Genomic DNA, 12,455 nt, shown 5'->3' on the forward strand with positions numbered 1-12,455 from the left:
TGAGGGATGATCGCGTGAAAATGAAAATCGTTTGTGCGGTGGTGGCTTTCCATGCCATGCGGTATACCGCAGCCGCGGAAAGCGATTTGCACTTTAACCCCGCCTTCCTTAATGGCGAGAGCGCGTCAATGGCTGATTTATCCTGGGTAAATACAGGCAGTGCCTTACCACCAGGCGAATATAATATTAACGTCTATATCAATAAGAACTATGCCTTCACTGGCAACGTCATTTTTGCTGTGGATAAATCAAATGGGCAGGATATAACCGCAGCGTGCCTGACGGCCAGTCAGTTTAATGCGCTCGGCGTTGACATGGCACAGGCACAGGGTGTCAGCCTGCCGCTGGTAAAGCAGTGCTATTTTCTCAACACGCTGTTTCCCGGCAGCAGCACGGATTATGAGCCGCGAACCCTCACGCTCAACATCACTTTACCGCAGAGCATGATGCGCAATCTGCCACGTGGCTACGTTAGTCCGGAAAGCTGGGAACATGGCATTCACGCCGGGTGGCTGAACTATGTTATTAACGGCTCAAATAACACCTACCGAGGGAATAATAAAACTCGCGAGCAGCAGCTGTTTGCCAGCCTGAACAGCGGCATAAACATTGGCGCATGGCGGCTGCGTGACTATACCACCTGGACTAAAGACACCAATGAGCTGAAGCATGTACAGACCTGGCTACAGCGCGATGTTCCGGCGCTGGGCGCACAGCTTTACGCTGGGGAAACGTACACGTCATCTCAGATATTTGATTCCATAGGTGTACGCGGGCTGGCGCTTAAAACTGATGACAATATGCTGCCTGCCAGCCTGAACGGTTACGCGCCCGAAGTCAGGGGGATTGCGCGCAGCAATGCTGTCGTCACCGTTCGGCAGAACGGCAATGTTATTTATCAAACCAGTGTGTCGCCCGGGCCATTTGTGCTTAGCGATCTCTATCCAACCTCTTCCGGTGGTGATCTGTCTGTCGCTATAAGGGAGAACGATGGCTACGAAACCCAGTTCAGCGTGCCTTTCGCCAGCGTTCCTAATCTGGTTCGAAGCGGCCAGGCTAAATATGCCCTTAATGCAGGAAAATTCCAGCCCGTTAATAATCAGAATGCACCCACTTTTGCCCAGGGTGAACTCTTTTATGGCTGGCGGTATGGACTCACTTTTTATGGTGGCGCTCAGCTTTCCGAGCGTTATCGCGGAGTTGCAGCAGGCATCGGTCAGAACCTGGGCCGTTTTGGTGCCTATTCGCTGGATATTACCCATGCCCAGAGCCAGCTTGCGGATGACAAACATTACACAGGTGATTCCATTCGCCTGCGCTACAGCAAACTGCTCAATGACATCGGAACGCGCGTGAATTTCTACTCGCTACGCTACTCCACACAAGGGTTCTATAACCTCAGTGATACGGCTTATAAAAGGATGAGTGGCGGCAAGCCGGAACAAATAGTAGAAGCAGATGGAACTGTGACTTCCCGCTATGAAAATCTCTATGACCTCCGGATGTCACGCAAAGCCAGAAACCAGATGCAGCTCACGCAGCCGATGGACAAATATGGCTCACTGTCACTGTCCTGGGATCAGCAAACCTACTGGCATACTTCGAAAACGACTCAGGGAATCCAGTTTGCCTGGAATACGACATTGCGATCGGCCTCGCTGGGGGTGAGCTTCCAGCGCAGTACCAGTCTGTATGATGACAGTAAAGATAACATTCTGGCGTTATCGCTCTCGATACCCTTCGGCGATCCTAAAAATTCGACACGGGCACGTTTCTCCACCACTCAGGGGAAATCAGCAGGAACGACCTACAGCGGTGGCGTCAGTGGTTATGTACCTGGACAGGATGAGCTTTATTACAGCGTCAATCAGCGCTACAGCGCCCGGCAAGCGTATGGCGGCGATACTGCACTGCAATACAAAAATCAGCGGGGCCAGTACAACCTGGGTTACAGCTACGGGCGTGATGCTCGCAATCTCAGCTACGGCATAAGCGGTGGTGCTGTTTTACACGAAGATGGTCTGACGCTGAGCCAGCCTCTGGGCAATACCAATATTCTGATCAAAGCACCGGGAGCCAGCGAGGTTGCGGTTCTGAATCATAGAAGTATTAAAACCGACAGCCGGGGTTATGCGGTCATTCCTTACGCTACGCCTTATCGCATTAACCGGGTAGGACTGGACACCACGACCACGGGTAATGATGTTGAACCCGATAACGCCATCATCAGCAAAACGCCTACCGACGGCGCACTGGTGCGAGCCACCATTGCCACTCAGCAGGGTGCAAAAGCGATGATTGTCTTACGTCAGAACGGCACGGTATTGCCTTTTGGTACCGTCGTCGCACTGGAAGACAGCGAGGTTAGCAGCATTGTGGGTGATGGCGGCAGCGTCTATTTATCGGGCCTGCCAATGAAAGGCACACTTAACGCGGTCTGGGGCAAAGATAACATGGCACGCTGTTCTGTTCGCTTCCAGCTCAATAAGCAGGATTTCAATGCCCGCACGGGCCTCTATACACAGGAGGGAGTATGTCAGTAACAAAGCGTCTGGTATGCATCGTCCTTTTTTTCGCCGGTTCGTTACCGGTGCGCGGCTACGATGTGCTGGTTTCGGTAACGGGAAATCTGATCGCTAACACGTGTGTAGTGGCCGCCGACTCGCTGGAGAAAAATGTACCGCTTGGTGATATCGGCACCAGACAGCTAAGTAAAGCAGGTGCGGTAAGCAACATTAAAACTCCGTTCACACTCACACTGGAAGCGTGCGGCCCCACCTTTTCGGGCGTGAAGATCCGCTTCAGTGGCACGCCGGATGAGATCGATCCGCGACTGATTAAAGTGGCTGAGGGCGGAGCAACAGGCGTGGCAGTGCAAATTCTCGATCAGGAGGGCGCGCTTGTCCCACTTGATACCCAGACGACCGCCTATGGCGTAGCCGGTAACGACAGCGTACAGATGAATTTTTATGCCCGGTTAACCGCTACAGGCCCTGAGGTTACCGCTGGCGGCGTTTCAGCCATCGCCACCTGGACTACGGAGTATCAATGATGCGTATTTTACTGTTGCTTGCCTGCTTTCTCACCTCTGCCAGCGCGCTGGCTCTGGAGTGGCGATCAGACATCACGCTCTCGCCCCTGCCAATGGAATATTCCGGGCCAGCGGATTCGGTAATGCCCGGAGATATTATTGGTTCGACCTGGAGCGCGACAGCTGACGTCTCGGAAGTGTTCTGGTGCGGACTGATATGGACCTGCTCAAAGGGCACGCTGGAACCCTCTCCCTCAGCAATATCCAGCGGCATGACGGTTACCGTTGATGGAGTAAATTACACCATTTTTGAAACGGGTATACCCGGAGTGGGTTACATCCTGGGTCTCAAAGATTTTAATGGGTCGGAATATGTTCCATTACAAACTGGCATCACTCAGAGCTATCCAGCCTCCGGTACATCAGGTTATGCCCAGAACCTGGGCTGGTCAGCAAAAGTAACATTTATTAAAACGGGAACAGCACTGAAGTCGGGCACCTATACAACGCCCACAATCACTGCTGCCATTCTGACGGCCTACAATAATGAAACCAAAACAGCGCAGGTCATCATCAACCCCACCACCATCACGGTGGTCGCCAGCGGCTGTACGGTCAATACGAAAAGTGCGAATGTCGATCTGGGCACGCTGGATATCCGCACACTTTCAACCGTGGGTAGCACCTCACCTTCGGGCACGTTCAACGTCACCCTCACCTGTAATCAGAACATCGCGGTGAATGCGGTTATGACCGACCAGACAACCCCATCAAATAGTTCATCGGTTGTGACACTAACGGGCGACTCTACCGCTTCGGGCGTAGGCGTACAGTTCTTCTACAACGGTATCGGTCCTCTGAGCATGGGCCCGGACAGCACGGCTGATGGTACACTCAACCAGTTCTTTATCCAGACAACCTCATCAGCAAACCAGGTATTGTCACTGCCTTTCCAGGCGCAGTATATTCGTACGGGCGAACTGGTGCCCGGAACAGCTAATGCACTGGCGAGTATTACTTTTTCCTATCAGTAACCGAACCGCCTCGTGAGCAGATCGAGCGGCCAGAGCTGACTTCCTGAACCAGAGCCAGCCGGTTTATATCCCGGTCATGATAAATAGCACTTCTATGGGTAGAGCAAGCGTGCCCCCTGGCCCACGATAAAGGCTCGATTCAGCAGATCACCCACTCTGCACCCGCATCCGCTGATTTCACGCACTGCGCCACCCAGCGCACGCCCGCTAATCCGGCATGCACATCGGGATACCAGAAATCCTCCAGGAAAGCGGTGTCACGGCGATCGGTGGCATCCATCGCCAGCGCAAAGCGGCGATAGAGATTCGACCAGGCTTCGAATAACCCTTCCGGGTGCCCGCCGCCAATACGATCCTCTTCCAGCGCGCGCGGGTTAAGGTAGCCCATGCCGCGCTCCAGAATGCGAACCGGCTCACCCTGCACCTCGTAACGCAACTGGTTTGGCTGCTCATCCCACCACTCCAGACTGGCTTTCGATCCGACCACGCGAATTTTCTGCCCATGCATGGAACCTGCATTCACCGCCGAGGCCCAGAGCGTACCCACCGCGCCGTTGTCATACTCCATCATCACAAAGGCGTTATCCTCCAGCGGCGCACGCGAGGCGACAAAACTCTGGCGCGAACAGAGCAGACGCGTCACCTTCAGCTGGGGCAACATCGTTTCGGCGATAAACAGCGGATGCGTCGCCAGATCGCCTAACACGTAACTCGGGCCGACAAAGCGCGGATCCACCCGCCAGCGAGTGCTTTCACTCTGCAACTCCACCGCCTCATTATGAAAGCCGTGAGCAAACTGCATATTTACAATGCGGATCTCACCCAATATGCCTTCAGCGATCATCTCTCTGGCCTGATGAATCAGCTGATGCCCGGCATAGCCGTAGGTTACGCCGACAATCTTCTGCTTCTCCCGGCTAAGTTGCTCCAGCTCATCGGCCTCTTCGACCGTAAAACAGAGCGGCTTCTCGCACACCACATGCAGCCCGGCATTCAGCGCCGTGCGACAAATGGCGAAATGGGTATTGTTTGGCGTGGCGATCGACACCGCTTCAATGCCATCTTCGCGCGCCGCTTCTCCGGCGAACAGGCTGGCGTAGTCGGGATAGCAGCGTTCAGGTGCCACACCCAGCGCCTGACCAAACTCGCGGCCGCGCGCCGCGTCGATATCAAACGCCCCCGCCAGCAATGCAAAATTGCCGTCACGTTGCGCCGCCGAACGATGGATATAGCCAATCTGGCTGGTGCCGCCGCCGCCGATCATGCCCCAGCGCAATGAGCGATTAGCCGCTTTTTTACCGTTAATCATGCTGTTGTCCTCAGAATCCTGTTGATCGGAGATAGTCCAGGCTGGCTTTCACATCCTGCAGGCTGGTGTCGGCATGGCGCGGATCGCGCTCCTGTTCGATGGTGATCCAGCCCTGATAATTGCGCTCAGTCAGCAGGCTGCGCACCGCCGGATAGTCGATTGCGCCCTGCCCCAGCGGACACATCACCTCCTGCGCACAGGCAGTGAAAAAGTCGAGTCCCTGCGAGAGGGCATCACGCCAGACCGGCTGATTAACGTCTTTAAAATGGAGATAGTCGATACGGTCCCAGTACTGCTCCAGCGAAGCGACCGGGTCCATGCCGGCGTAATAGAGATGACCAGTGTCCAGGCACAAACCGGCGACCTGATGCGGAATATCACTGACCAACTGTGCCAGCTCATCGGCAAACTCAATGCAGCCGCCCGCATGCGGATGGATTACCGGCCGCACGCCATACTCCTGCCAGGCGATCTCACTCAGAATGGTGATGTGCTGCATCATGCGCTGCCAGTCGTCAGCGGAAAGCCGTGGCGCTTTTTCAGACTGACCGGCATATTTCGCCCGCTCCGGATTACCGAAATCAATGATCACCAGATAAGGCGCGCTGGCACCGGGCGTTTTAGTCGCAACAGGTACGCTGGACAGCGTGCGACACAGATTGTGGGTCAGCGTCACCAGCGCCGGAAAATGCGCCTCACTGACCAAATCATCGAAGATCGTGCCTGCCACCAGCGAAAGCTGATGCGCATTAAGCTGCCGGGTCAGTTCAGCGGCATCGGTTGGCAGATAGCCCCAGGGGCCGAGTTCAATACTGGGATAGCCGGCCTGCGCGGCTTCGGTCAGGACTTTCTGCCACGGCGGCAGAAAGGGATTAGCGGGATCATCCACGCCCCAGCTACAGGGGGCATTTGCAATATGAAAGGTCATGATATCTGCCTGTGCAGTGAAAACTGCTGGCAGTATCAAATAAAAATTTCATCTCAGACAACTATGAAAGTTTCATTTTTTGATAGAGATCGCATTTAAAAATCCCATTAAATGATAGATTACTATCAAATACTGACTAACCTGTTCTTTCTACAGGTTTTCACGCGTTACGATCTCAAACGGTACGGTCACCTGTGCAAAATGGTCAGGCTGATCCATCCGGCTGCTGAGACAGGTAGCGATCACCGCCTCCGCCATCGCATCAATACGGTGCCGCACCATCAGCGTGATGGTGCCATCAATCAGCGCCAGTTCATCGCCAGGCAGCGGGCCGTGGCACAGCAAATCAATCTGCGTGCGACCGCTCTCACGCAGCGCCTGTATCACGCCCTCTATGCCGCCACAGGGCGCATAAATCATGACCAGATCATCGTGGGCTTCCAGCAGTTGCCGGGTCGCCTGATAGCCTCCTTCACCCGACTCATGCGTTTTTAACGGTTCCAGTACCCGCTGACTGATGCCCGACTCGCGCAGATAGGAGCGGAAACTGATTTCGCTGCTCTCCTGGCAGGTGAAACGGTGGTCGCCCAGCAGCACACCGACACATCCCGGCTGACGCAGGAGATGCTGTGCCATCCAGGCCGCAGTGCGTCCTGCTTTCTGATTATCGATGCCAATAAATCCGGCATGGTCACAGGGCGAAAAATCGGAGAACAGTGCGTAAACCCGCACACCCAGCCGTGAAACATCCTGGATTGCGTGACGGATCAGCGGGTGATCCAGCGCCACCAGAGCAATCACATCGCTGCGCTGTGCCAGCTGACGCAAGGAATGCGCGACGGCTTCAACCTCGTGGATATCATGCCAGCAGAATTCAGGTTCGCTGCCCTGTGGCTGCTGCGCCTTGAGCTGCTGTTTCAGCGCCTCGCCCAGCTGCTGATAAAACGAGTAGCGGGCAGGCAGCAGGATAAAGCTCACGCGGAGTGCGGCTGCAGCCAGTGGCGCGGTGGTCTGGCTGTGTGCCTGGGTCAGGCGATAGCCCAGTTCACGGGCCGCAGCCAGCACCTTCTGCTCGGTCACACTGCGTACCGGCGCACGGCGGTTCAGCACCCTGTCTACCGTCGCCACACCCACGCCCGCCGCCTGCGCAATGGCCGTCATCGTCACTTTTGACATCACCCTTCTCCTGCTTTTCCTGTTCCCGTTAACTGACGGCTACGTCTTTATGTTCTGTTGTTTAAAACAGCACTACTTTATCGCGACAGGGCCATTTCCTCTCATTTATTTGATAGAAAATCAGAGCTAATTTTGATCTTCCTCTCAAAATGAAACATCCATTTCTTTCTGTGTTCTCTTTAAAACGTCTATTTGCTAAAACGGGTAAAAATCCCGCGTCGATCCGGTTGATGGGATCACATCATCAAAAGGTTAGAGCGGTGACGGTGAGCTTTTTATAGTGGAGACCTGAGCACCCCCAGCCTGCACGTAAAAAAGGAAAAGTAATGTTCCCATCAACGCTTCCGGCTCCACGCATAACCGATGCCCGCCAGGTTCCGCAACTGCGCTGGGGCATTATCGGGCCAGGCTGGATCGCCGACCATTTTGCCCATGCGCTGCGCCAGCGTACTCACCAGCAGATCACGGCGGTGGCTGCGCGCGACCCGGCAAAAGCACAGGCCTTTGCTGACAAATGGTCAATCGGCCATGCCACAGGCGACCTCAATGCGATGCTGGCGCGGGATGATGTGGATGCGGTCTATATCGCGACACCCCACAATCACCATTTTCCCGATGGCCTGCGCGTGATTGCCGCCGGAAAGCATCTGCTGATCGAAAAACCGCTGGCGCTGAATGCGCAGCAGGCGGCTCAGCTTAAACAGGCCGCCGCGGCCGCGAACCGGCTCTGTATGGAGGCGATGTGGTGCAATTTTGCGCCGAAGTATGACGTCATTCGTCAGCTGCTGGCGGATGGCGTACTCGGTGACGTCCACACCCTGATTGCCGATCACGGTGAGTTTTTCACTTCGGATCACCGCATCTTCAATGCCGATCTGGCGGGCGGTCCGATGCTCGATCTCGGCAGTTATCTGGTGGCGCTTAGCGTATTTGTTGGCGGCGGTGCGCCTGACACGATCGTCGCCCGTGGTCAGCCCGTCCCGGATGGCCGCGTCAACGGTCAGACGTCGATGCTGTTTACCCATCAGCACGGCATGCAGTCGGTGCTGAATACTACCCTGTTCAGCAACACGCCCGGCTGCGCGGTGATTGCCGGTCGCGACGCTACGCTGGAGCTGGCAGGCCAGTTCTATGCACCCGGTAATTTCACGCTTACTTCCAGCGATCGGCGTCATCGCCTGCAGTGGCAGGAACCCACTAACCGCTATGAACAACTCTGTCATGAAATTAACCACTTCGCCTGGTGCGTCGGCCAGAACCTGATCGATTCACCTGTCCATTCGCTTGACCAGGCGATCATCACCCTGGCCGCAATGGACAACGTCAGGCAGCAGATCGGCGTGACTTTCAACGAAGAACAGCAACCTTAATGTGCCCGGAGCAGAAAGATGAAAATCGCTTTTGATGTGGATGTGATTAAAGACTTAGGCATCACCCGAATGGTTCATCAGGTGGCCGACTGGGGCTACAAATATATCGAACAGTCGCCGCATCCGCAGATCAACCCGTTTTATAAACATCCCAAAGCCAGCCGTGAGATCATCACCGAGTATAAGAATGCATTGAGCGCCACCGGGCTGGAAATCTCTTCTTTTATCGTGGTCTATCGCTGGTCCGGCCCGGATGAGTTGCGTCGTCAGGCGGCGGTAAAGAACTGGAAGCGGATGATTGAGATTGCGGTTGAGATGGGTGTGCAGGTCATTAACACCGAACTCTCCGGCACGCCTAACGAGCCGGAAATCTGTGAAGAGATGTTCTATCGCTCCATGGAAGAGCTGTTGCCGATTATCGAACGTGAAGGTATCCGCGTCGAAATTCAGGCGCATCCGTGGGATTTCTGCGAAGAAAATAATGAAACGGTGGATATCGTGAAGTCGTTCCGTAGCGATAACGTGAAGTATATCTACAGCGCGCCGCACACCTTCTTCTATGACAAAGGCAAAGGCGATGTGAAACCGATGCTGGAGTATGCGGGTGACGATCTGTCGCACATGCTGATCGCCGACACCATGAACCATACGAAGCACTGTCGCTACATCGTCAACCCGCCAGGGGTGGATGCCACCATTCACCAGCATGTCGGCGTTGGCGAAGGTGAAGTCGACTTCGATACCCTGTTTAAAACCCTGCGCGACACCGGCTTTGCTACCCGCACGCATAAAGTGGGCGGTGAACCGATTATCGCAGCGTCACTGTTTGGCTACCCGGAAAAGATGAAGGTGCAGGCGATTGAAACCCGCGAACTGATTGAACGCGAACTGCTGTAAACCTGCCTGCCGTGCAGCCGTTGCTGGCTGCACGGTTATGTCCGCGCAGGACAAACATCGCCCCGTCTGACACACTTGTAAGCACTTTTCCGCTAAGCCGCTCCCCGCCTGACCTCGGCCCGTCGCAGTATGGCCTCGCGCAGCCAGCAGAGTTAAACCGCCTTCGCAGCACCTGCTACACTCCAGACCAATACCACACCATAAGGCGAACTTTCATTATGTCGGAAAATGCATATCAGCCCGCAAAAGTCTGGACCTGGGACCCTGAAGCCAAAGGTAACGGCGCTAAAACTAATCGTCCGTTCGCTGGTCCCACCCATGAGAAAGCGTTGCCGGTCGGCAAACACCCTCTGCAGCTCTATTCGCTCGGCACGCCTAACGGCCAGAAAGTCACCATCCTGCTGGAAGAGCTGCTGGCGCTTAACGTCAAAGATGCCGAGTATGATGCCTGGCTGATCCGTATCGGCGACGGCGACCAGTTCTCGAGTGGTTTTGTCGACGTGAACCCGAACTCAAAAATCCCGGCGCTGAGCGACCACTCGGCAACACCGCCGATTCGGGTATTTGAATCAGGCAATATCCTGCTCTATCTGGCGGAAAAATATGGTTACTTCCTGCCGAAAGATATCGCTGGCCGCACTGAAACGCTGAACTGGCTGTTCTGGCTGCAGGGCTCAGCGCCTTACCTTGGTGGTGGTTTCGGCCATTTCTATCACTACGCGCCAGAAAAAATTGAGTACGCCATTAACCGCTTCACGCTGGAAGCGAAGCGTCAGTTTGACGTGCTGGATCGCCAGCTGGCTGATAACCGCTATCTGGCCGGTGATGACTACACTATCGCCGACATCGCCACCTGGCCGTGGTACGGCAACATGGTGCTCAACGATCAGTATGGCGCAGCCGAATTCCTGGATGTGCAGTCCTATAAAAACGTGGTGCGCTGGGCGAAAGAGATCGCACAGCGTCCTGCCGTCATCCGTGGCCGCAAGGTTAACCGCGTTATGGGTGACCCGGCCGACCAGCTGCATGAGCGTCATGATGCAGCCGATTTTGACATTAACACTGAAGATAAACGCCAGGCGTAAAGGAGCCCACAATGAGCGCATATGTAATCTTTATTCGCGACAAAATTACTAATCCTGAGGAATTCGCTATTTACGGCGAGAAAGCGGGCAAAGCGCGCGGCGACCATCCCATTACGCCGCTGGCGTTTTATGGACAGCTTGAGACGCTGGAAGGACCGGAAGCGGACGGCGTTGTCGTGCTGGAGTTTCCGACGGCTGAAGCAGCGCATGGCTGGTATGACAGCCCGGAATATCAGGAAGCGAAACAGCATCGCCTGAAAGGTGCGGAATACCGTGTGGTGCTGGTTCAGGGTGTAGATAAGTAACTAAACAGGCGGCAGCAATGCCGCCTTTTTTTATTGCAGCGTAATACGCGCTACGCCATCCAGCCCCTGACTGCTGTGATCGCTATTAAAGCTCTGCTTCAATGTCACGAACAGCGTCTGCCCGTCGGGTGACACCAGCAGGCTGTTCGGGTGACTATCAAATGACCAGCTGTTTTTCACTTCATAGGTCGTGCCATCCAATTGCAGCACCTTCTTCGAGTCGCGCTGGCTGATATAAATCTCATTACGCTTGCCGTTAAACTTAATCCCCATCGAATCGCCCACATTAAGACGCTTAATCACCTTGCCGCTGCGCTCATCAAATACCAGGGTGTTTTTCGCCTTAGAATTATCCGTGACAAACAGGCGTCCCGTCGCCGGATCCTCTGCCATGTTCAGGAACAGAGTGTCCTGCCCGTCACCGGCTGTCAGACGCTGTTCGATCCTGTGATTACGTGGATTGATCATTAGGATTTCGCCGCTGCCGTTCGCCGCGTAAATCCGGTCGCTGACCGGCGAGAAGATAATGCCTGTGACCCACTTCCCGGCATTTTTAATCCGGGTTTTCAGGGTCAGTGTTTTGGCATCGACCACCCAGATCACACCCGGATCGCCTGTGCCGCCGACATAGAGAAGCCCGTCATGCAGAAAGATTTCACGCGTGCCAACAGGTAACCCTTTCTCGTTTTTGTCGTCAAACATCAGGCGCTTCAGCACCTTTCCGTTCTCCGGATCAATCTTCGAGATACCGCCGTCCAGTGAGTTGGTGGCGTAGAGTGCGCTGCCGTCCGGCTCGCTAATCAGCCCAAAGTTTTTCAGGTCGAAATGCCCCGCCCCGGTGCTCTGCAGCGTGGTGCCATCAAGACGGTAGATCATCCCGCCGCTGATATCCTTACCTTCCGGCGCACTGGCGACATAGAGCGCGTTTTTCGCGGGCAGATAAGCCATCTCATACAAACCTTCACCCAGCTCGCGCTCAATCAGGTTATCGGGGCTGGAGGGCTGCATCACTACGGCGCCGCCATCGACTTTTTTCACCGCGGTCTGGCATGCCGTCAGGCTGAAGGTGATGACCACCGCCAGTGCGAGTGCCGTTTTACGCGGGCTGAACAACGCTTTCATGCTTAACTCCCCTATCGACCTGCTCTCCCGGCTGGCCGCAATGCAGAGGGCAGGCAGGGAAGAAAATGAATGAGAATCATACGCAGCAGAAAAAAGGCTGTAAACGCAGCGGCAGCCTGAAGCCACCGAATCAGCTTAATACGGTATGTTAATTGTCCACAGGCGCTTTTTCACGCACGCCAGTCAGTCAGTCAGTCA

At 54.9% G+C, this 12,455-nt stretch carries 11 protein-coding genes; 7 read left to right on the forward strand and 4 right to left on the reverse strand.

The window, feature by feature from the left end; genetic code table 11:
- Nucleotides 1-14 precede the first annotated feature (14 nt).
- The 3 genes from IV493_RS16200 to IV493_RS16210 are packed head-to-tail and all read left to right on the forward strand — an operon-like array spanning nt 15 to nt 4,065.
- Nucleotides 15-2,543 (forward strand): fimbria/pilus outer membrane usher protein, encoded by a 2,529-nt coding sequence (locus tag IV493_RS16200; RefSeq protein WP_195857439.1) that lies wholly within the window; start codon nt 15-17, stop codon nt 2,541-2,543.
- Nucleotides 2,534-3,052, forward strand: a complete 519-nt coding sequence (locus tag IV493_RS16205; protein ID WP_013359856.1) for a fimbrial protein — start codon at nt 2,534-2,536, stop codon at nt 3,050-3,052. The genes IV493_RS16200 and IV493_RS16205 overlap by 10 nt, the downstream gene beginning before the upstream one ends.
- Nucleotides 3,049-4,065, forward strand: a complete 1,017-nt coding sequence (locus IV493_RS16210) for a fimbrial protein (RefSeq protein WP_370584642.1) — start codon at nt 3,049-3,051, stop codon at nt 4,063-4,065. The genes IV493_RS16205 and IV493_RS16210 overlap by 4 nt, the downstream gene beginning before the upstream one ends.
- Before the next feature lie 139 nt (nt 4,066-4,204).
- On the opposite strand, the gene IV493_RS16215 is transcribed toward IV493_RS16210, so the two are convergent.
- From IV493_RS16215 to IV493_RS16225, 3 genes are all read right to left on the reverse strand, one after another.
- Nucleotides 4,205-5,374, reverse strand: coding sequence for a Gfo/Idh/MocA family protein (locus tag IV493_RS16215; protein WP_195857440.1), 1,170 nt, complete (start codon nt 5,372-5,374; stop codon nt 4,205-4,207).
- A gap of 10 nt (nt 5,375-5,384) precedes the next feature.
- Nucleotides 5,385-6,302, reverse strand: coding sequence for a TIM barrel protein (locus IV493_RS16220; protein WP_195857441.1), 918 nt, complete (start codon nt 6,300-6,302; stop codon nt 5,385-5,387).
- 150 nt (nt 6,303-6,452) lie between these two features.
- Complete coding sequence (locus tag IV493_RS16225; protein ID WP_195857442.1) at nt 6,453-7,478, reverse strand: LacI family DNA-binding transcriptional regulator; 1,026 nt, start codon at nt 7,476-7,478, stop codon at nt 6,453-6,455.
- A gap of 326 nt (nt 7,479-7,804) precedes the next feature.
- On the opposite strand from IV493_RS16225, the gene IV493_RS16230 reads away from it, so the two are divergent.
- From IV493_RS16230 to IV493_RS16245, 4 genes are all read left to right on the forward strand, one after another.
- The gene (locus IV493_RS16230) at nt 7,805-8,848 is read left to right on the forward strand and encodes a Gfo/Idh/MocA family protein (RefSeq protein WP_195857443.1); all 1,044 of its coding nucleotides are present in this window, start codon (nt 7,805-7,807) and stop codon (nt 8,846-8,848) included.
- Nucleotides 8,849-8,866: 18 nt separating this feature from the next.
- Complete coding sequence (locus tag IV493_RS16235; RefSeq protein WP_003855643.1) at nt 8,867-9,745, forward strand: sugar phosphate isomerase/epimerase family protein; 879 nt, start codon at nt 8,867-8,869, stop codon at nt 9,743-9,745.
- 218 nt (nt 9,746-9,963) lie between these two features.
- On the forward strand, nt 9,964-10,830 hold the full coding sequence (yghU, locus tag IV493_RS16240; protein ID WP_013359849.1) for a glutathione-dependent disulfide-bond oxidoreductase: 867 nt from the start codon (nt 9,964-9,966) through the stop codon (nt 10,828-10,830).
- A gap of 11 nt (nt 10,831-10,841) precedes the next feature.
- The gene (locus IV493_RS16245; protein ID WP_095706338.1) at nt 10,842-11,135 is read left to right on the forward strand and encodes a DUF1330 domain-containing protein; all 294 of its coding nucleotides are present in this window, start codon (nt 10,842-10,844) and stop codon (nt 11,133-11,135) included.
- Nucleotides 11,136-11,165: 30 nt separating this feature from the next.
- Here IV493_RS16245 and IV493_RS16250 read toward each other — a convergent pair whose 3' ends face one another.
- Entirely contained in the window at nt 11,166-12,257 is a 1,092-nt protein-coding gene (locus IV493_RS16250) for a YncE family protein (protein WP_195857444.1), read from the reverse strand.
- Between the last annotated feature and the right edge of the window lie 198 nt (nt 12,258-12,455).

It is taken from the genome of Pantoea sp. SM3640, assembly GCF_015654165.1.
Lineage (GTDB): Bacteria > Pseudomonadota > Gammaproteobacteria > Enterobacterales > Enterobacteriaceae > Pantoea > Pantoea vagans.